General features: G+C 73.9%; 19 protein-coding genes and 1 pseudogene. 12 read left to right on the top strand and 8 right to left on the bottom strand.

Annotated elements, in window-relative coordinates:
- Positions 1–46: 46 nt before the first annotated feature.
- Positions 47–739: an endonuclease V gene (locus AB0946_RS20765; protein ID WP_366762099.1), complete on the bottom strand. Its 693-nt coding sequence runs from the start codon at positions 737–739 to the stop codon at positions 47–49.
- Between the two features lie 59 nt (positions 740–798).
- Between AB0946_RS20765 and AB0946_RS20760 the strand changes: the two genes are divergently transcribed.
- Positions 799–1,095: a YciI family protein gene (locus AB0946_RS20760; protein WP_366762098.1), complete on the top strand. Its 297-nt coding sequence runs from the start codon at positions 799–801 to the stop codon at positions 1,093–1,095.
- 43 nt (positions 1,096–1,138) lie between these two features.
- Here AB0946_RS20760 and AB0946_RS20755 read toward each other — a convergent pair whose 3' ends face one another.
- Both AB0946_RS20755 and AB0946_RS20750 read right to left on the bottom strand, forming a co-directional pair.
- Positions 1,139–1,477 carry a plasmid stabilization protein gene (locus tag AB0946_RS20755; protein ID WP_366762097.1) on the bottom strand — a complete coding sequence of 113 codons (339 nt, stop codon included), beginning with the start codon at positions 1,475–1,477 and terminating at the stop codon, positions 1,139–1,141.
- A gap of 75 nt (positions 1,478–1,552) precedes the next feature.
- Entirely contained in the window at positions 1,553–2,773 is a 1,221-nt protein-coding gene (locus AB0946_RS20750; protein WP_366762096.1) for an oxidoreductase, read from the bottom strand.
- Positions 2,774–2,989: 216 nt separating this feature from the next.
- On the opposite strand from AB0946_RS20750, the gene AB0946_RS20745 reads away from it, so the two are divergent.
- From AB0946_RS20745 to AB0946_RS20730, 4 genes are all read left to right on the top strand, one after another.
- On the top strand, positions 2,990–3,406 hold the full coding sequence (locus tag AB0946_RS20745; protein WP_366762095.1) for an SsgA family sporulation/cell division regulator: 417 nt from the start codon (positions 2,990–2,992) through the stop codon (positions 3,404–3,406).
- A 307-nt stretch (positions 3,407–3,713) separates the two neighbouring features.
- A complete protein-coding gene (locus AB0946_RS20740; protein ID WP_366762094.1) occupies positions 3,714–5,339 on the top strand; it encodes an ABC-F family ATP-binding cassette domain-containing protein in 1,626 nt (541 codons plus the stop codon).
- Between the two features lie 165 nt (positions 5,340–5,504).
- A complete protein-coding gene (gene ddaH / locus AB0946_RS20735; protein WP_366762093.1) occupies positions 5,505–6,281 on the top strand; it encodes a dimethylargininase in 777 nt (258 codons plus the stop codon).
- 230 nt (positions 6,282–6,511) lie between these two features.
- Positions 6,512–7,486 (top strand): acyl-ACP desaturase, encoded by a 975-nt coding sequence (locus AB0946_RS20730; protein ID WP_366762092.1) that lies wholly within the window; start codon positions 6,512–6,514, stop codon positions 7,484–7,486.
- A 61-nt stretch (positions 7,487–7,547) separates the two neighbouring features.
- Here AB0946_RS20730 and AB0946_RS20725 read toward each other — a convergent pair whose 3' ends face one another.
- Positions 7,548–7,793, bottom strand: coding sequence for a WhiB family transcriptional regulator (locus AB0946_RS20725; protein ID WP_189887040.1), 246 nt, complete (start codon positions 7,791–7,793; stop codon positions 7,548–7,550).
- Positions 7,794–8,071: 278 nt separating this feature from the next.
- Between AB0946_RS20725 and AB0946_RS20720 the strand changes: the two genes are divergently transcribed.
- Positions 8,072–8,860: a VOC family protein gene (locus AB0946_RS20720; RefSeq protein WP_366762091.1), complete on the top strand. Its 789-nt coding sequence runs from the start codon at positions 8,072–8,074 to the stop codon at positions 8,858–8,860.
- A 103-nt stretch (positions 8,861–8,963) separates the two neighbouring features.
- Here the strand turns inward: AB0946_RS20720 and AB0946_RS20715 are convergent, their stop codons facing one another.
- Both AB0946_RS20715 and ligD read right to left on the bottom strand, forming a co-directional pair.
- The gene (locus tag AB0946_RS20715; protein WP_366762090.1) at positions 8,964–10,040 is read right to left on the bottom strand and encodes a LacI family DNA-binding transcriptional regulator; all 1,077 of its coding nucleotides are present in this window, start codon (positions 10,038–10,040) and stop codon (positions 8,964–8,966) included.
- A 63-nt stretch (positions 10,041–10,103) separates the two neighbouring features.
- Complete coding sequence (gene ligD / locus AB0946_RS20710) at positions 10,104–11,123, bottom strand: non-homologous end-joining DNA ligase (protein WP_366762089.1); 1,020 nt, start codon at positions 11,121–11,123, stop codon at positions 10,104–10,106.
- A 94-nt stretch (positions 11,124–11,217) separates the two neighbouring features.
- Between ligD and AB0946_RS20705 the strand changes: the two genes are divergently transcribed.
- Positions 11,218–12,294: an ATP-dependent DNA ligase gene (locus AB0946_RS20705; protein ID WP_366762088.1), complete on the top strand. Its 1,077-nt coding sequence runs from the start codon at positions 11,218–11,220 to the stop codon at positions 12,292–12,294.
- A 119-nt stretch (positions 12,295–12,413) separates the two neighbouring features.
- On the opposite strand, the gene AB0946_RS20700 is transcribed toward AB0946_RS20705, so the two are convergent.
- Positions 12,414–12,878: a MarR family transcriptional regulator gene (locus AB0946_RS20700; RefSeq protein WP_366762087.1), complete on the bottom strand. Its 465-nt coding sequence runs from the start codon at positions 12,876–12,878 to the stop codon at positions 12,414–12,416.
- A 232-nt stretch (positions 12,879–13,110) separates the two neighbouring features.
- Between AB0946_RS20700 and pcaH the strand changes: the two genes are divergently transcribed.
- The 5 genes from pcaH to AB0946_RS20675 all read left to right on the top strand — a co-directional run bounded on the left by pcaH (position 13,111) and on the right by AB0946_RS20675 (position 17,816).
- On the top strand, positions 13,111–13,884 hold the full coding sequence (gene pcaH, locus AB0946_RS20695) for a protocatechuate 3,4-dioxygenase subunit beta (RefSeq protein ID WP_366762086.1): 774 nt from the start codon (positions 13,111–13,113) through the stop codon (positions 13,882–13,884).
- A gap of 5 nt (positions 13,885–13,889) precedes the next feature.
- Entirely contained in the window at positions 13,890–14,492 is a 603-nt protein-coding gene (gene pcaG / locus AB0946_RS20690) for a protocatechuate 3,4-dioxygenase subunit alpha (RefSeq protein WP_366762085.1), read from the top strand.
- Positions 14,489–15,829 (top strand): 3-carboxy-cis,cis-muconate cycloisomerase, encoded by a 1,341-nt coding sequence (pcaB, locus tag AB0946_RS20685; protein ID WP_366762084.1) that lies wholly within the window; start codon positions 14,489–14,491, stop codon positions 15,827–15,829. The genes pcaG and pcaB overlap by 4 nt, the downstream gene beginning before the upstream one ends.
- Positions 15,826–16,947: a 3-oxoadipate enol-lactonase gene (pcaD, locus tag AB0946_RS20680; protein WP_366762083.1), complete on the top strand. Its 1,122-nt coding sequence runs from the start codon at positions 15,826–15,828 to the stop codon at positions 16,945–16,947. Before pcaB ends, pcaD begins: the two co-directional genes overlap by 4 nt.
- A 77-nt stretch (positions 16,948–17,024) precedes the next feature.
- A complete protein-coding gene (locus tag AB0946_RS20675) occupies positions 17,025–17,816 on the top strand; it encodes an SDR family NAD(P)-dependent oxidoreductase (RefSeq protein ID WP_366762082.1) in 792 nt (263 codons plus the stop codon).
- 46 nt (positions 17,817–17,862) lie between these two features.
- On the opposite strand, the pseudogene AB0946_RS20670 reads toward AB0946_RS20675, so the two are convergent.
- Positions 17,863–18,655 (bottom strand): annotated as a pseudogene (locus AB0946_RS20670) (ATP-binding protein); the annotation flags it as partial.

Genomic DNA, 18,655 nt, shown 5'->3' with positions numbered 1-18,655 from the left:
TGACCGGCGCCCGGTGCGTCGACCGGGCCCTGGTCCCCGGCGCCGGTCAGCCCTGTGCCGCCTCGCGCAGCGCGCGCCGGCACAGGGCGTCCGCCCGGCGGGTCGTCTCCGGCAGCCGGTACCGCGGGGTCAGCGCCAGGGTGTGCGCCAGGGCGTTGTCGAGGCTGACCCGGTGGCCGGCCGAGACGAACACCGGCTTGACGCCGTCGCGGGTGCGCAGGGCGCGTCCGACCTCCTCGGTCCCGGCGAGCAGCGGTGTCCAGCCGCCCCGGGCCGGCTCCGGGTCCTCGTACGCGAAGGTGAACGGGTTCTTGGCGACCCCGACGGTCGGCAGGTCCGTGAGCACGCCCAGGTGGCAAGCCAGGCCGAAGCGGCGCGGGTGGGCCAGGCCGTAGCCGTCGCACACGACCAGCCCCGGCGGGCACGGCAGCCGGTCCAGGGCGGCACGGACGGTGGGGATCTCACGGAAGGCGAGGAGGCCGGGCACATAGGGGAAGGAGACCCGGCCGACGGCCGTCGCCTCCGCCACGACGTCCAGGGTGGCGGCGTCCAGCACCACGGCCGCCGCCGCGACCAGGTCCAGGCCGTCGTCGTAGGCGACGTCGACCCCCGTGACACGGCCCGTCCCGGGCGGCGGTCCCGGCTCGTCCAGCACCACACGCCCGCGCAGCTCGTCCTGTACGGCGCGGGCCTCGTCCTCGGTCACGGGCCAGCCCGCGGGTACGCCAACGATCGTCATGCCGGGTGACTGTACGGTCCCGCCGCGGGCCGCCGGGCCGGCGGGGTAGACTCGCGATCATGTTCGTCCTGGAGCTGACCTACACCGCGCCGCTCGAAGCCGTGGACGCCGTTCTGCCGGACCATGTGGCCTGGCTCCAGGAGCAGTACGACAAGGGCCTCTTCCTGGCGTCGGGACGCAAGAACCCCCGCGACGGCGGGGTGATCCTGGCCGTCGCGGGGGACCGTGCCCGCATCGACGAGATCGTCGCGGGCGACCCGTTCACCGTCGCCGGTGTGTGCGCCTACCGCGTCACGGAGTTCATCGCCACGAAGACGGCCCCGGAGCTGGCGCGCCACCGGCAGACGCTCGGCTGACGCCGGTCCGCCGCGCTCCTCGGGCGCCGGGCCGGGCGGGCCGTCAGCCCTTCTTCGCGTCCAGCGCGCGCTGCAGTTCTTCCTTGTTCATGTGCGAACGGCCCTCGATGCCGCGCTGCTTCGCCTCGTTGTACAGCTGGTCGCGGGTCGGGCCGTGCGAGCCGACCCGGTTGCCCGACCGCTGACCGCCACGCTTGCCGGACGACATGTCCTGCGTCGAGCTGCGGCTGGCGGTCCTGGACTCGCCGGAGCGGGCGCGTTCCTTGTTCACCGTCCGCGCGGCGATCTCCTTGGCGCGCCCGGTGCTCTCGCCCCGGTCCTGCGCGCTCTTCTTGATGTGCTCGTACTGACGCTCACGCTTGGGGCTGGAACCGGCTGGCATGATCGCTCCCTTCCTTTGCGACGGGGAACGAGTACCCGCGTTCGGCCGCGCCTACCTCACCGGTCCGGCCGCGCCTCACCGTTCGAGCCGTGCCACCCGTCCCTGTTCGCCCGCCGCCCAGCAGCTCAGGTCGCCGGTGCAGGCGACGGTGTCGTACGAACCGGTGTCGATCGTGCGCCAGCTGTGGCCGCCGTCGGTGGTCAGGTCGGTGCCGGTCGGGCCGACGGCCAGCGCGGCGGTGCGGCTGTGCGGGAGCCAGGCGGCGCCGGAGCGGTAGGCGGGTGGTGGGGTGGTGGCGGGCCGCCAGGTGCGGCCGCCGTCTGCGGTGACCGCGGCGGCCTCCGGGGAGGGCTGACCGGGTCGGTAGTCACCGCCGACCGCGATGCCGTGGGTGCGGTCGCGGAAGGCCAGCGCGAAGACGCCCTTGGCCGGATCGCCCGCGGGGACGGGCGTGTCGGCGGCCGTCCAGGTGAGTCCGCGGTCGGCGGAGTGCAGCACGCGCGCGCGGGCACCGCCGCCGGTGGCCAGCCAGACGTCCTTCGGGCCGGCGGTGACGAGGCACTGGCCGCTCGCGGCGAAGCCCGCCTCGCCGTCCAGCGCGGGCGGCATGCCGTCCGCGGGCAGCACGCGCCAGGACCGCCCGCCGTCGGCGGTGGACAGGACGCGGAACGTGCCGTCCACGGGGTCGCCCAGGGCGAGGCCGTGGCGGCGGTCGAAGAAGGCGAGACAGTCGTAGAAGGCCCTGGGGTCGGTGTTGCGGAAGGACTCCGTCCAGGTCGCGCCGCCGTCGTCGGTGCGGTAGACGCGCGAGGCCTCGCCCTCGCCGATGGCGAGCACCACCGCGCGCCGGGCGTCGAACGCCGTCACGTCCCGGAACTGCAGCCCGGACGCCCCCGGCGGGGAGACGTTCCGCCAGCTCCCGCCGCCGTCGGTGGTGCGCAGCACCGTGCCTTCGGTGCCGGCCAGCCAGGCGGTGCGCCGGTCGACGGCCGCGAGGCCCCGGAAACGGACGCCCGGCGTGCCGGTGTCCTTCGCCGCCCAGTGCACGCCCGCGGTGCGGGAGCTCCCCGCCGCCGGGGCCCCGTTCGCCGTACGGGAGTTCCCTGCGGCCCGGCTCCCGGCTCCCGTACCGGTGCCGGGCTGCCCCGCGCTCACCGCGCCGGTGGTGCCGTGGGCCGGCGGACTGGCCTCGGCCGCCGGGACCGTCAGGGCGGCGAGCGCCGCCCCGCACGCCACTCCCGCCGCCACCAGCCGGCTCGTCCGTCCCCTGCGTCGCGTGCTCCCCAAGCGCCTCATGGCGGGCGAAGCTAGCCCCACTCCCCCGGCCCCGTCCAGGGGGCCGGCCGCTCCGTGCCGCCGACGGGCGGGAACGCCCGTACGTTCCCCGTGCATGAACGCGGTGACCGAGGTCACTCGTTCCCCGTGTGCACGCATCGGCCGTTTCCGTCGTCTCTTCCAGTGCCGGGTGCCGCACATCCGGGCGCAGTCCATCCGTCACGAGGGAGCAAGGCGTTGTCCACCGTCATCGAGCAGCCCGTAGAGGCCCGTCTCGTCGCCGCCGCACCGCGCATGCCGAGCATTCCCGCCACGCTGTGCTACGACCGGCGCGACCCGTTCGCCGTCCGCATGACGTTCCCGGCCCCTGCCACGCTGGAGGGTGTCGACGTGTGCTGGACCTTCTCCCGCGAGCTGCTCACGGCCGGTCTCCAGGAGGCCGAGGGCCACGGTGACGTCCGCGTGCGGCCGTACGGGTACGACCGCACGGTGCTGGAGTTCCACGCCCCGGAGGGCACCGCGGTCGTGCACGTGCGCTCGGGTGAGATCCGACGGTTCCTGGAGGCGACCAACGACCTGGTCCCCGTCGGCCTGGAGCACCTCCAGCTGGACCTGGACCACGACCTGGCCGAGCTGATGCGGGACGCCTGCTGAGCGCCGGTGAGCGCCACGCGCGCGTGAGGCCGCGCGGCGCGTAATCACGTTGACAGCTCTTCCCGGCCTTCCTACGGTGTACAGCGGTTCTGTTGCCGTTGATTGGAGAAGGACGTTGCTCGTCTGAGGTCCCGGGACACCGCGTCGCACCGGTCAGGTGTGCGTGGCGTACGACCTCGGCGTCCGAGCCGTCCTCCGGCACAGGCCCTTCTCCGCGGCCCCTTCCGTGCCCCAGACCTTTCGGTTTCCGCCTCGCGGTGTCTCGACACGCGTCCACCCGAACGCACCCGTCCCTCGCGAGGCGCCCATGTCTGCTTCCCTCACCTGCACGTCCCTGTCCTTCACCTGGCCCGACGGCACCGCCGTCTTCGACGGCCTGGACATCGCCTTCGGCCCCGGCAGGACCGGGCTCGTCGGCGTCAACGGATCGGGCAAGTCCACCCTGCTCAGGCTGATGGCCGGGGAACTCGCCCCGGCCGAAGGCACCCTCAAGGCGGCCGGCGAGATCGGCTACCTCCCGCAGAACGTCACCCTCGACACCGCGCTCCGCGTCGACCAGGCCCTCGGCATCGCCGCCCGGCGGGCCGCCCTGCACGCCATCGAGGCGGGCGACGTCGCCGAGGAGCACTTCGAGACCGTCGGCGACGACTGGGACGTCGAGGAGCGCGCCCTGGCCACCCTCGGCGAACTCGGTCTCGGCCACATCGGCCTGGACCGGACCGTCGGCGAGGTGTCCGGGGGCGAGTCGGTGCTGCTGCGGCTCGCCGCGGTGCTGCTGCGCCGCCCCGACATCCTGCTGCTGGACGAGCCCACCAACAACCTGGACCTGTACGCGCGCCGGCGGCTGTACCAGACGGTGGCCTCCTGGCCGGGCGTACTGGTCGTGGTCAGCCACGACCGGGAACTGCTCGACCTGGTCGACCAGATCGCCGAGCTGCGCTCCGGGGAGGTGGCCTGGTTCGGCGGCAACTTCTCGGCCTACGAGGAGGTGCTGGCCGTCGAGCAGGAGGCGGCCGAACGGATGCTGCGCGTCGCCGAGGCCGATGTGCGCAAGCAGAAGCGCGAACTGGCCGACGCCCAGGTCAAACTGGCCCGCCGCAAGCGGTACGGACAGAAGATGTACGAACAGAAGCGCGAGCCGAAGATCGTCATGGGGGCGCGCAAGCGGGCCGCGCAGGAGTCGGCGGGCAAGCACCGCATCATGCACGAGGAGCGGCTCGCGGAGGCCAGGGGACGACTGGACGAGGCGGTGGAGGCCGTACGCGACGACGACGAGATCCGCATCGACCTGCCGTACACGGCCGTGCCGCCCGGCCGGCAGGTGCTCACCCTGGAGAAGCTGGAGACGGCCTGCCACGCGCGCGTGCCGGGCATCCTCGATCTGCGGGGCCCGGAGCGGATCGCGCTCGTCGGCCGCAACGGTGCCGGCAAGACGACGCTGCTGCGGACCGTCGCCGGGGAACTGGCGCCGGTGTCGGGCACGGCGACGGCCCATGTGCCGCTGCGGTTCCTGCCCCAGCGGCTGGACGTGCTGGACGACGACCGGTCGGTGGCCGAGAACGTCGCCCGGTTCGCTCCGGGCGCCACCAACAACCGGGTCCGGGCCCGGCTCGCCCGCTTCCTGTTCCGGGGCGCGCGGGCCGACCAGAAGGCGGCCACCCTGTCGGGCGGTGAGCGCTTCCGGGCGGCCCTGGCCGCGCTGATGCTCGCCGAGCCCGCGCCGCAACTGCTGCTGCTGGACGAGCCCACCAACAACCTCGACATGGCCAGCGTCCGGCAGCTGACGACGGCCCTGGAGTCGTACGAGGGCGCGCTGATCGTCGCCAGCCACGACCTGCCGTTCCTGGAGTCGATCGGGATCACCCGATGGCTGCTGATGGAGGGAGGGGAGCTGACGGAGACGGCACCCGAGGCGCTCAAGGACCCGGCCTGACCGGCGGCGGGGGCCCGCCCCGGCCGGACGGCCGGGTCCCGGCAGGGACGCGCCGGGCACCCGGGGGGTTTGGCCCTGACGGGAGCGCGCTGCATGATGACGGACCGGCGCCGTGTGAGCGGCGCCGGACCGCACCACCGCACCGACCGATTCGAAAGGCCCCTCGTGCCCAGCAAGAAGGCCCTCGTCCGCCGCCCCAGTCCCCTCCTCGCCGACGGCCTGGTGACGCACATCCAGCGGGAGAAGGTCGACGCGGGGCTCGCCGGCGAGCAGTGGGAGGCGTACGTCGAGGCCCTGCGCGCGCACGGCTGGGAGATCATCGAGGTCGAACCGGCCGACGACTGCCCGGACTCGGTGTTCGTCGAGGACACCGTCGTCATGTACCGGAACGTGGCGTTGATCACCCGGCCCGGCGCCGAGTCGCGGCGGGCGGAGACCGCCGGCGTCGAGGAGGCGGTGGCCCGGCTCGGCTGCTCGGTGAACTGGATATGGGAACCGGGCACGCTGGACGGCGGTGACGTCCTCAAGGTCGGCGACACCGTGTACGTCGGCCGCGGCGGACGGACCAACGCGGCCGGCGTGCAGCAGCTCCGGGCGGCCTTCGAACCGCTGGGCGCCCGCGTGGTCGCCGTACCCGTGAGCAAGGTGCTGCACCTGAAGTCGGCGGTGACCGCGCTGCCCGACGGAACGGTGATCGGGCACATCCCGAAGATCGACCGGCCGTCGCTCTTCCCGGGATTCCTGTCGGTGCCGGAGGAGTCCGGCGCGCACGTGGTGCTGCTCGGCGGCGGCAAGCTGCTGATGGCGGCGAGCGCCCCGAAGACCGCGGAGCTGCTGGCCGATCTCGGCCACGACGTGGTGACGGTCGACATCAGCGAGTTCGAGAAGCTGGAGGGCTGTGTGACCTGCCTCTCGGTGCGCCTGCGGGAGCTGTACGCCTGACCGGGTGATCCCCTCGCCCCCGGCGGCTCCGGGACCTGCGGGTCCCGGAGCCGCCGGGCGGGTCCGGGCGCGGCCGTCGCGGCGGGCTGATCAGCGGGTTGTTTACAGCACTCTTAACCTACGGCTTCGTAACCTACGGATTCGTAGCTTACGATCACGTGGGTCTCCGGCACCGCTCGCCGGACCGTCCCCCTTCCTCCCCCCTTGTTCGCCGTCCCCCTGGAGTTCCTGTGACGATCACCTCCCCCCACCTCGGCAGCCCGTCCGTCTGGACCGACGCGCGACTGCTGTTCGCACTGGAGGAAGTGGTCGAGAAGGAGCTGAACCGGCACCTGAGCGTCGCCAAGGACTGGATGCCGCACGAGTACGTGCCGTGGAGCGACGGCCGCAACTTCCCGGGCCTGTTCGAGGACGGTGAGGCCTGGGACAAGGAGCAGTCCCGGGTGACGGAGATCGGCCGGATCGCCCTCGTGGTGAACCTGCTGACCGAGGACAACCTGCCGAGCTACCACCACGAGATCGCCTCGCTCTTCGGCCGCGACGGCGCCTGGGGCACCTGGGTGCACCGCTGGACGGCCGAGGAGGGCCGGCACGGCATCGTGATGCGGGACTACCTGCTGACCTCGCGCGCGGTGGACCCGGACAAGCTGGAACGTTTCCGTATGGCGCACATGAGCGAGGGCTTCGAGTCCGACAACGGGCACTCGATGCTGCACTCGGTGGCCTACGTCGCCTTCCAGGAACTGGCCACGCGGATCTCGCACCGCAACACCGGCCACCAGTCGGGGGACCCGGTCTGCGACCGTATGCTGGCCCGCATCGCGACCGACGAGAACCTGCACATGGTGTTCTACCGCAACCTGCTGAAGGCCGCGTTCGAGCTGGCGCCCGACCTGACCATGCAGGCGGTGCGGGACGTCGTCGTGAACTTCCGGATGCCCGGTCACGGCCTGCCCGGCTTCGAGCGGGCCGCCGCGCAGATGGCGATCGGCGAGGTGTACAACCTGCGCATCCACCACGACGACGTGCTGCAGCCGGTGCTGCGCTTCCTGAAGGTCCTGGAGATCGACGGCCTCGGTCCCGAGGGACGCCAGGCGCAGGAGGAACTCGGCCTGTTCATGGGCGGGCTGAACGCCGAGGCCACGAAGTTCGACGAGAAGCTGGCCGCGCGCAAGGCCCGGATGGCGGCGCGCGCCGGGGGCTGACGCCCCGCACGGGCCCTTCCCGGCGCCCGGGCCGACGGGCGGCCCACGGCTTCACGGGGTGTCAGCGGGCGGCACGGCGCAGGGCGAGGCGCTCCTTCTCCGACAGGCCGCCCCAGACGCCGAACCGCTCGTCGTTGGCCAGCGCGTAGTCCAGACAGGCCGGGCGCAGCTCGCACAGGGCGCAGATGCGCTTCGCCTCGCGCACCGAGCTGCCCGGCTCGGGGAAGAAGAAGTCCGGCCCGGTCTGCGCGCACAGCGCCTGCGCCTGCCAGGTGTCGTCGGCCGGCGTGATGGTTTCGTAGTGCATGGCCAGGAGCCTGCCCCACGGCGAAAAACGTTCGATCAACGCCGGCGAAACGGCGCGTTCGATCCCTCCGGCCGCCCCGATGATGCTCCCCGCGGCCCGGCGCGCGCACGGCGGCGCGCCCGGCGGCGGGAAAACCCGGAGAACGTGTGCCGTCACGGTCGGTGAGGGTGGACCGCGCCGGCGTCTCCCGGCGCGTCCCGGTGCTCCGGCAGCGATTGCCGGTGGGCGGTGCCAGACTCGGCAGTGCACAGGACGGAGCCCCTTGCGAGGAGGGCGAGATGCTCACCACCCGTTTCGTCGACGGCGCGCCCAACTGGATCGACGTCGGCAGTCCCGACATCGACGGCGCCGCCGCTTTCTACGGCGGTCTGTTCGGCTGGCGGTTCCGGTCGGCGGGGCCGGACGCCGGCGGTTACGGCTTCTTCCAGCTGGACGGCAAGACCGTCGCCGGCGGCATGCGGACCGGGCCCGATCAGGGGCCTGCGGCCTGGACGGTGTACTTCCGGAGCGAGGACGCGCAGGCCACCGCCAAGGCGGCCGAACAGGCCCACGGCAGAGTGCTGTTCCAGCCCGTGGACGTGATGGGCCAGGGCCACATGGCGGTCCTCGCCGACCGGGCGGGCGTGCCGTTCGGGATCTGGCAGCCGGGCCGGACCAAGGGCGTGGAACTGGCGGGCGAGCGGGGCTCCCTGCGCTGGGTGGAGCTGTACACGCCGGACATCGCGGCGGCCGCCGCCTTCTACCGCCGGGTGCTGGGCCTGGAGACCTCCGCGCCGTTCCCCGGCGGGACGTACACCTGCTTCAACCCGGAAGGCGCCGGGGAGGACGCGATGTTCGGCGGGATGGTGCCGCTGGCCGACGATCCCACCGAGACCGAGGCGGGCCCGTACTGGCTGCCGTACTTCGAGGTGGAGGACACGGACGCCGTGGTGGAACAGGCGCAGCGCCTGGGCGGGACGGTGCGGGTGCCCGCGACGAACCTGGAGGGCGTGGGCCGCACGGCCCGGCTCGCCGACCCGTACGGCGCCCGCTTCGCGGTGATCAGAAGCGAGCGGCCCCAGGGCTGACCCCCGGCGTGCTCCCGGCCGCCGGCGGCTTCCCGGGGGCCTGGGGTCTTTCGTTCGGATCAGGCCAGACCCCGCGAGCCCGGCATGATCCAGACGAGAGGCCCTAGGCCGAGGCGCGGCGTATCAGGGTGGTCGGCAGGATCACTTCCGACGGCCCCGCCCGGCGGGCGCCGGCCTTCCTGTCCGTCCCCTCGCGGGCACCGGACAGGCCGCGCAGCAGCAGGCGGGCCATCAGCCGGCCCATCTTCTCGATGTCCTGACGGACCGTCGTCAGCGGGGGGTCGGCCTGTTCGGTGACCGGCACCATGTCGTCGAATCCGACCACGGCCACGTCCTCGGGCACGCGCCGGCCGCTCGCGCGCAGCACCCTGAGGGCACCGAGCGCGGTGAGGTCGTTGGCGGCGAACACGGCGTCGACGTCCGGGCAGCGGTCGAGGAGTTCCCGCATGGCGCGTTCGCCGCCGGACGGGGTGAAGTCGCTCTCCTCGACCAGGCGGGGATCGTGTCCGCCCAGGACGTCGGTCATGACGTCCCGGTAGCCGTCGAGCCGGTCCACCGCCGAGGTCTGGTCCAGCGCCCCGGTGATGTGGGCGACGCGCCGGCGGCCGAGGTCCAGCAGGTGCCGGACGGCCGCGTGGGCCCCGCCCCGGTTGTCGCAGTCGACGTAGACCACGTCCGGGGCGGACGCGCGCGCGTCCGCGCCCCAGCCGGGGCGCCCGCCGAACACGGTGGGCACGCCCGCGTCGTGGATGAGACCGGGCAGCGGGTCGTCCAGGTGCAGCGAGAAGACGAGCGCGCCGTCGACGTGGCCGCCGGCGAGATAGCGGGCCACGCGCGCGTGGTCGGCACGGCCCTCGGTGAGCAGCAGCACGAGCTGGTTGTCGTGGGCGGTCAGTTCCTTGCTGATGCCGCGCAGCTGGAGGGCGAAGAAGGGGTCGGCGAAGACGCGGGTCTCGGGCTCGGCGATGACGACCGCGACGGCGTCGTGCCGCCGGGTGACGAGGCTGCGCGCCGCCTGGTTGGGGACGTAGCCCAGTTCCTCCACGGCCCGCCGGACCCGCTCGGCCAGCGGCTCACGGACCCCGTCGCCGCCGTTGACCACGCGGGACACGGTGGCCCGGGACACCCCGGCCCGCGCGGCCACGGCCTCCAGCGTGGGGCGCGACACTGCCTCGGTCACTTCGGGACTCCTCATCGGCGGCTGCCGATCAGGATAGCCGCGGGACACGGCACCGGCCGGGTCTCAGGGCGAGGGCTCCCGGCGGGCGCGGCTCGGCTGCACCCGTTTCGGTTCGCCGGGCATCTTGGGGTACTCCGGCGGGTACGGCAGGTCACCCAGGCCGTGGTCGTGTTCGTCCTGGCGGGCCAGTTCCAGCAGCGCGTCCAGGGAGTAGGCGTGGTCGTCCATGTCGGCGTGCACGTCACCGAGTTCGGCGAACCGGGCCGGCATGGTGGCGAGGTCGAAGTCGCGGGGCTCGGCGACCCCGACCTCCTCCCAGCGCAGCGGTGCGGAGACGGGGGCGTGCGGGCGGGGACGTACCGAATAGGCGGAGGCGATGGTGCGGTCCCTGGCCGTCTGGTTGTAGTCGAGGAAGATGCGGCTCCCGCGCTCCTCCTTCCACCACCTGATGGTCACCCGGTCCGGCATCCGGCGCTCCATCTCCCGGCCGACCGCGATCGCCGCGCGGCGCACCTGGGTGAAGGTCCAGCGCGGTTCGATGGGGACGAAGACGTGCAGGCCCCGGCCGCCGGAGGTCTTCGGCCAGCCGCGCAGCCCGCCGAACTCGTCCAGCACGGCCCGTAGTTCCCGGGCGGCGCGGGCCGCGTCGGAGTAGTCGGTGCCGGGCTGCGGGTCGAGGTCGATGCGGAGTTCGTCGGGATGGTCGACGTCGGTGGCGCGTACCGGCCAGGGGTGGAAGGTGAGGGTGCCGTACTGGGCGGCCCACACCACGGCGGCCTCCTCGGTGGGGCACATCTCGTCGGCGCTGCGCCCGCTGGGGAAGGTGATGTGGGCGGTCGGGATCCAGCCCGGCATGCCCTTCGGCGCCCGCTTCTGGTAGAACCACTCGCCGCCTACGCCGTCCGGGTAGCGCTCCAGGGTGGTGGGGCGGTCGCGCAGGGCGCGCAGGATGCCGGGGCCGACGGCGGCGTAGTACCGGGCGAGGTCCAGCTTGGTGAAGCCCCGCTCCGGGAAGAACACCTTGTCCGGGCTGGACAGCCGTACGGTCCGGCCGGCCACCTCCAGTTCCACCGCATCACCCATGCGGCCACGGTAGGCGTACCCCGCGCCACTCGCATACCGGGCGAAGACGAACGTATCCGAGCGGAACCGGATGTATGCGAGCAGAATCGGAGTCATGGATCTGCCCGTCATGCCGCCCGTGAAGCCGATGCTCGCCAAGTCGGTGGCGAAGATCCCGCCGGGGATGCACTACGAGGCCAAGTGGGACGGCTTCCGGTCGATCGTGTTCCGTGACGGGGCCGAGGTCGAGCTGGGCAGCCGGACCGGAAAGCCCCTGACCAGGTACTTCCCCGAGCTTGTCGCGGCGCTGCGGGAGCGGCTGCCCGAGCGGTGCGTGCTGGACGGGGAGATCGTCATCGCGCGGGGCGGCCGGCTGGACTTCGACGCGCTGACCGAGCGCATCCACCCGGCGGCCTCCCGGGTGCGGATGCTGGCGGAGAAGACCCCGGCCTCCTTCGTCGCCTTCGACCTGCTCGCCCTGGACGACCACGCCCTGCTCGACGTGCCGCTCACCGACCGACGCGCCCTGCTGGACCGGGCCCTGGCCGGCGCGGGCCCGCCGGTGCACGTGGCGCCGTCGACGACCGACATCGAGGTGGCCCGGCAGTGGTTCGAGCAGTTCGAGGGCGCCGGCCTCGACGGGGTCGTCGCCAAGCCGCTCACCCTGCACTACCTCCAGGACGAGCGGGCCATGTTCAAGATCAAGCACGAGCGCACGGCGGACGTCGTCGTCGCCGGGTACCGCTTCCACAAGAGCGGCCCGGTGGTGGGCTCGCTGCTGCTGGGGCTCTACGACGAGCAGGGCCGGCTCCAGCACGTGGGCGTGTCGGCCGCGTTCTCCATGAAGAAGCGCGCCGAGCTGGTCGAGGAGCTCCAGCCGCTGCGCATGGAGGACGTCTCCGGGCACCCGTGGGCCGCCTGGACGGACGAGACCGCGCACGAGACGGCCCGGCTGCCGGGCGCGCCGAGCCGCTGGTCGGGCAAGAAGGACCTGTCCTGGGTGCCGCTGCGGCCCGAACGGGTGGCCGAGGTGGCGTACGACCACATGGAGAACGGCCAGCGGTTCCGGCACACGGCCCGTTTCCGCCGCTGGCGCCCGGACCGTGCACCGGAGAGCTGCACGTACGGCCAGCTGGAGGAACCGGTCCGGTACGACCTCGCGGAGATCCTCGGCGAGAGGGGCGGCGGCTGAGCGGACCGGCCCGGGCGACGGCGACGGCCGCCGCCACGGGTGCGGCTACGACCGCGTGAGGATCTTCACCTGCCGGCACCGTGAGGCGGCCGGTGCCGTGCGGACCGGCAGGGCAGTCGTCAGCTCCGCACGGCCGGCGGCCCGGCCGGGTGGCGCAGTTCCTCGGCCGCGTCCGCGACCCGGCGGATCAGGTCGAGGAACACGGTCTGTTCCGCGGCGGACAGCGGGGCGAGGAAGACCTGGTTCATCCGGGCCGTCCGCACGGTCAGTCTGCGGTGGGTGCGCAGGCCGTCGTCGGTGAGGCGGAGCAGGAAGCGCCGGCCGTCCTGGGCGTCGCGCACCTTGTGCAGCAGTCCCCGGCGGTCGAGCCGGCTGATGACCTCGGCGATGGTGGAGCGGTCGAGGCCCACCCGCTCCCCCACGGTCCGCTGGTCCAGCCCGGGTTCGGCGACGAGGGCGTTCATGACCGCGAACTGCGGCGAGGTGATCTCCTCCGAGACCATCGTGTTCCACAGCAGGTGGTGCGCCTGCTGGAGCCGCCGGGCCAGATGCCCGGGATGGGCGGCGAGGTCCACCGCGGCCATGTGCGCTCCCCAAGTCGGTTCGTTGGTGCACTGAACGATACCCGGCGCCAGCCCCTCGTGTCTCGACTCGTCGCCCGCATTGAAACCGGCTCTTGACGCCCACCTTCTCCGATGGCAGCGTGAGCAGCACCTCGCCGAAACAGTCAGTGCGCTGACTATCTGCCCGGACTACCCACTCCTGAGGAACCGGAGAGACTTCCTCCTCGAACGCCAAGGAAGCGTCAGGTGTCCCATGCCTCTCACCCAAGCCGACATCGACCAGGAGATCGCCGCGGCCCACGCCGCCTACGACAAGCGCGTCGCCGACGGCGCCCCCGTCGAACACCACCCGCGCCGCGACTACGCGCCGTACCGTTCCTCCGTGCTGCGCCACCCGAAGCGGCCCCTGGTGGCGATCGACACCAGCCAGGACCCCGAACTGGTGGAACTGCGCTCCCCCGCCTTCGGCGAGCGCGACCTCGCCGAGGTCGACAACGACCTCACCCGGCAGCACACCGGGGAGCCCATCGGCGAGCGGATCACCGTCTCCGGACGGCTGCTGGACCGGCACGGGCGCCCGGTCCGCGGCCAGCTGATCGAGATCTGGCAGGCCAACTCGGCCGGCCGGTACGCCCACCGGCGTGAGCAGCACGACGCCCCCCTGGACCCGAACTTCACCGGTGTCGGCCGCACCCTCACCGACGCCGAGGGCCGTTACCACTTCACCACCATCCAGCCGGGCCCCTACCCGTGGCGCAACCACGTGGGCGCCTGGCGCCCCGCGCACATCCACTTCTCGGTGTTCGGCTCGGCGTTCACGCAGCGGCTGGTGACGCAGATGTACTTCCCGAACGACCCGCTCTTCCCGTACGACCCGATCCTGCAGTCCGTGACGGACGACGCGGCCCGGCAGCGGCTGGTCGCCACGTACGACCACAGCCTGTCGGTGCCGGAGTTCTCCCTCGGCTACCACTGGGACATCGTGCTGGACGGCCCGGCCGCCACCTGGACGGAAGAAGGACGCTGACCGCCATGACGATCACCGGCCCGAGCGGCCCGGACCACGTGCTGCCCACCCCGTCCCACACCGTCGGCCCCTTCTACGGCTACGCGCTACCGTTCCGCGGCGGCGAGGAGATCGCGCCGCTCGGCCACCCGGACACGATCACCGTGCACGGGTACGTCCTCGACGGCGAGGGTGCCCCGCTGCCCGACGCGCTGATCGAGCTGTGGGGTCCGCGTCCCGACGGCACCGTTCCGCACGTGGACGGCTCCCAGCGGCGCGACCCGGCCACCGGCGGTCACCTGGGCCGCAACGGCGTGGAGTTCACCGGGTGGGGCCGCGTCCAGACCGACGCGGACGGCCACTGGTACGCCCGTACCCTCCGGCCCGGCGCACGCGGGCGGAACGCGCCGTACCTCAGCGTCTGCGTCTTCGCGCGCGGCCTGCTCGTGCACCTGTTCACCCGGATCTACCTGCCGGGCGACGAGGCCGCGCTGGCCGCCGACCCGCTGCTCACCCGGGTGGGCGACCGACGCGACACGCTGATCGCGACCGAGGAGGCGGGCGGCGCCTACCGTTTCGACATCCGCCTTCAGGGCGAAGGCGAGACGGTCTTCCTGGAGTTCGAGTGACATCCGCTTCCCCTCCCTGCGCCGACACCGGCCTGCTCGCCCCGGAGTGGGCGCTGACGGGCGCCGCGTCCGAGACGAGCGACCACGCGTACCTGCGGGCCCTGCTCGACGCGGAGGCCGCGCTGACCCGGGCGCAGGCCGCGCTGGGCCTCGCCCCGGCCGGGGCCGCGACGGCGGTGACCGAGGCGGCCGTCCCGGAACGGTTCGGCATCCGCTCCCTGGCGGCGCGGACCGCGGACGGCGGCAACCCGGTGATCCCGCTGGTCGCCGACCTGACCGCGGCGGTCGGCGCGGAGTACGGCCCCTACGTCCACCGCGGCGCCACCAGCCAGGACATCATGGACACCGCGACGATGCTGGTCGCCGCGCGGACCCTCGCCCCGGTCCTGGCCGACCTCGGCCGCACCGAACGGGCGCTGGCCCGGCTCGCCGCCGAACACCGGGACACGGTGCTGCCCGGGCGGACGCTCACCCAGCACGCCGTACCGACGACGTTCGGGCTGAAGGCGGCCGGCTGGCGCTCGCTGGTCCTGGACGCGCGCGACCGCGTCACCCGGGTCCGGGACGCGCTCCCCGCCCAGCTCGGCGGCGCCGCCGGGACCCTGGCGGCCTTCCGGGCGTACGGCACCGAGGACGTGACCGCTCTGACACGGGCGTACGCCCGCGAAGCCGGCCTCGCCGCCCCGGCGTTGCCCTGGCACACCCTGCGCACCCCGGTGGCCGACCTCGCGGGGTGCCTGGCGTTCACGGCGGGAGCGCTGGGCAAGCTCGCCGTGGACGTCCTGACGCTGTCGCGCACCGAGACCGGTGAGGTGAGCGAAGGCAGCGGCGGCGGCTCGTCGGCCATGCCGCACAAGGCCAACCCGGTGCGCGCCACGCTCCTGGCAGCCGCCGCCCGGCGCGCCCCGCAGCTCGCGGCCACGCTGTACGGCTGCCTCGCCGCCGAGGACGAGCGGCCGGCCGGCGCCTGGCACGCCGAGTGGGAGCCGCTGCGCGACCTGCTCCGGCTGGTGGGCGGCGCGGCCTCCCACGCGGCGGAGCTGGCCGAGGGACTGCGGGTGCACCCGGCCGCGATGCGCCGCAACCTCGGCATCACCCGGGGCCTGATCGTCTCCGAGCGGTTGTCGGCCGCCCTCGCGCCCGTTCTCGGCCGGGCGCGGGCCAAGGAGCTGCTGACCGAACTGGCCCGCCGCGCCCACACCGAGGACCGTCCGCTGTCCGAACTGCTGGCGGAGACCGGCGGGCTGGAGGGTGTCGATCTCGACGAGCTGCTCGACCCCGCCCACTACACCGGCTTCGCCGGTCCCCTCACCGACCGCGCCCTGGAGCGACCTTGACCGTGCGACTCCTCAACCACCGTGCGGAAGGCCCGGCTTCCGCTCCCCCGCTGCTGCTCGGTCCCTCGCTCGGCACCTCCCTCGCCCTGTGGGACCGGGTCGCGCCCGAACTGTCCGCCGCCCACCGGGTCGTCCGCTGGGACCTGCCCGGGCACGGGGGTTCGGCGGCGGACCTGATCGGGCCGGGCGCGACCGTCGGCGACCTCGCCGCGCTGGTACTGGACCTGGCCGACGCCCTCGGCATCGGCCGGTTCGCGTACGCGGGCGTGTCCCTGGGCGGCGCCGTCGGCCTGCACCTGGCCGTCCACCACCCCGAACGGCTGTCCTCGCTGGCGGTGCTGTGCTCCTCCGCCCACTTCGGCGGGGAGGCCCCCTGGCGGGAGCGGGCGGAGCGGGTGCGCCGCGAGGGCCTGGACGGGCTGGCGGACAGCGCCGGAGCACGCTGGTTCACGCCCGGGTTCAGCGTGCCGGGGCTGGTCCGCGACCACCGGGAGGCCGATCCTCAGGCGTACGCCGCCTGCTGCGACGCGCTCGCCGCGTTCGACCTGCGCGACCGGCTCGGCGACATCACCGTGCCGACGCTGCTGGTGGCGGGCCGGGAGGATCCCGCGACCCCGCCCGCCCATCTGCGGGAGATCGCCGACGCGGTGCCGGCGGCGACGCTGGTGGAACTGCCCGGGGCCTCCCATCTGGCGCCGGCGCAGTGCCCGCGGGCCGTGCTGGGCGCGCTGCGCACCCACCTCGGCGGGCCGCCGGCCGGCGGCATGGCGGTGCGCCGGGAGGTGCTGGGCGACGCCCACGTGGATCGCGCGCAGGCCCGGCAGACCCCGTTCACGGCCCGCTTCCAGGACTTCATCTCCCGCTACGCCTGGGGGGAGGTCTGGACCGACCCGACGCTGTCCCGCCGCGAGCGCAGCATGATCACGCTGACCGCGCTGGTCGCGCACGGCCACCTCGACGAACTGGCGATGCACGTCCGGGCGGCGCGGCGCAACGGGCTGACGCCGGAGGAGATCGGCGCGGTGCTGCTCCAGACCGCCGTGTACTGCGGGGTGCCGGCCGCCAACGCGGCGTTCGCGACGGCCCAGCGGGTGCTCGCCGAGGAGGAGACGGGCTGAACGGCGAGGGTGACCCCGCCGGTCGTACTCCCGGCAACGGCTCGTCACCGGCGCCCGGACCTGCGTAGGCTGACGGCATGTCCACTGTCCTGATCACCGGTGCCACCTCCGGGCTCGGCCGGTACGTCGCCTTCGAGCTGGTCCGCTCCGGTCATCTGGTCCTGGCGCACGGCCGTGACCGGGCCCGCACCGAGCGGCTGGTCGCGGAGCTGCGCACGGAGGGCGCGGCCGAGGGGTTCGTCGCCGATCTGGCCCGGCTGGCGGAGGTGCGCGAGCTGGGCGCGCGGGTGGCCGAGGCGCATCCCGGTCTCGACGTGCTGATCAACAACGCGGGCGTGGGCGCCGGGACACCCGGCTCCGGGCGCGAGCTGAGCGCCGACGGGCACGAGCTGCGACTCGCCGTGAACTACCTCGCGCCCGTGGTGCTGACCCGCGCCCTGCTGCCGGTGCTGCGGACGAACACGCCGGCCCGGATCGTCAACGTCGGCTCGGGCGGCCAGGAGCCCGTCGACTGCGCCGACCCCGAGTTCACCCGCGGCTACGACGGCCCCTCGGCCTACTGCCGCAGCAAGTTCGCGCTCGCCGCCTACACGTTCACGCTGGCCGAGGAGCTGGCGGGCAGTGGCGTGTCCGTGAACGTGCTGCACCCCGCGACCTACATGGACACGGCGATGGTCCGCGAGGGCGGCATCACCCCCTGGAACTCCGTCGCCGACGGGGCCCCGGGCGTCCTGGCGCTGGCCACCCGGGAGACGGGCAGCGGCGGGTACTACGACGGGACACGGCCGGCGCGGGCCCACGAGGCGACGTACGACGGGGACGTCCGCGAGCGGCTGGCGGCGGTGACGGAGCGGCTGCTCGGCAGGTGACACCGGGAACGCCGGGCCGGCGCGAGCGCCCCGCCTCCGGCACGGCTCAGTGCAGCCCCCGCCCCGTCTCCAGCACCTCCCGTGCCCGGGCCACCAGGTGCTCCGCGCCGCACGCCCGGGCCAGGTCCAGGCCCCGGTCCAGTTCCGCCACCGAGCGGGCGGCGATGCCGTACTCGACGCGGGCCGCCGCGTGCTCGTACTGGCAGGGTGAGGCCTCCAGGTAGGTGACGGCCCGGGCGGCGAGCTGGACCGCCCGCTGTCCCGTCGCCAGGGCGGCGGCGCAGCGCAGGGCCTCTCCTATGGCGGTGTCCGTGCCGAACCGCTCGGCCTGCCGGCGGGCGTCGGCCGCGAGCTGGGCGGCGCGGTCGGGGTCCTGCCCGGCGAGCGCCTTGGCGAGGTCGATGGACCAGGGCGCGAGGACCGGGTTGTGGCCGCCGCGGGAGGCGGCGGTCTTCTCGGCGGCCTCCAGTTCGTTGATGCCCTCCTCGGTGCGGCCGACGGCGAGCAGCAGCCGGCCGCGCACGGAGCGGATGTCGGGCAGCACGATGGTGGACGGGTACGGCGGCGCGAAGCCGTACCGTTCGGCGACCGACCAGGCCTCCTCGATGCGGCCCCGGGCCAGCAGGGTGTCGACCAGACCGCAGGTGGCCGACCAGTACAGCGGCAGTCGGCGGCCGACGCGCTCGGCGAGGACCAGGGCCTCGCGCAGGGTGGACTCGGCGTCGCGCAGCCGGCCCTGTCTGGGGTAGGCGAGCCCGAGGAAGGCGTTGGCCAGGGAGAGGTGGCCGCCGTGCCAGCCGGCCGTGGTGTAGACGCGCCGGGCCTCGGCGAACAGGCTC

This window comes from Streptomyces sp. NPDC046870, assembly GCF_040704595.1.
Classification (GTDB): domain Bacteria; phylum Actinomycetota; class Actinomycetes; order Streptomycetales; family Streptomycetaceae; genus Streptomyces; species Streptomyces argyrophylli.
The sequence above is the reverse complement of the archived record's forward strand: the minus strand, read 5'-3'. Positions and strand labels throughout refer to the sequence as shown.

Coding starts and splice junctions, on each gene's coding strand:
- AB0946_RS20765 (WP_366762099.1), bottom strand. CDS start 739: ATGACGATCGTTGGCGTACCCGCGGGCTGGCCCGTGACCGAGGACGAG.
- AB0946_RS20760 (WP_366762098.1), top strand. CDS start 799: ATGTTCGTCCTGGAGCTGACCTACACCGCGCCGCTCGAAGCCGTGGAC.
- AB0946_RS20755 (WP_366762097.1), bottom strand. CDS start 1,477: ATGCCAGCCGGTTCCAGCCCCAAGCGTGAGCGTCAGTACGAGCACATC.
- AB0946_RS20750 (WP_366762096.1), bottom strand. CDS start 2,773: ATGAGGCGCTTGGGGAGCACGCGACGCAGGGGACGGACGAGCCGGCTG.
- AB0946_RS20740 (WP_366762094.1), top strand. CDS start 3,714: ATGTCTGCTTCCCTCACCTGCACGTCCCTGTCCTTCACCTGGCCCGAC.
- AB0946_RS20725 (WP_189887040.1), bottom strand. CDS start 7,793: ATGCACTACGAAACCATCACGCCGGCCGACGACACCTGGCAGGCGCAG.
- AB0946_RS20720 (WP_366762091.1), top strand. CDS start 8,072: ATGCTCACCACCCGTTTCGTCGACGGCGCGCCCAACTGGATCGACGTC.
- ligD (WP_366762089.1), bottom strand. CDS start 11,123: ATGGGTGATGCGGTGGAACTGGAGGTGGCCGGCCGGACCGTACGGCTG.
- AB0946_RS20705 (WP_366762088.1), top strand. CDS start 11,218: ATGGATCTGCCCGTCATGCCGCCCGTGAAGCCGATGCTCGCCAAGTCG.
- AB0946_RS20700 (WP_366762087.1), bottom strand. CDS start 12,878: ATGGCCGCGGTGGACCTCGCCGCCCATCCCGGGCATCTGGCCCGGCGG.
- pcaH (WP_366762086.1), top strand. CDS start 13,111: ATGCCTCTCACCCAAGCCGACATCGACCAGGAGATCGCCGCGGCCCAC.
- pcaG (WP_366762085.1), top strand. CDS start 13,890: ATGACGATCACCGGCCCGAGCGGCCCGGACCACGTGCTGCCCACCCCG.
- AB0946_RS20675 (WP_366762082.1), top strand. CDS start 17,025: ATGTCCACTGTCCTGATCACCGGTGCCACCTCCGGGCTCGGCCGGTAC.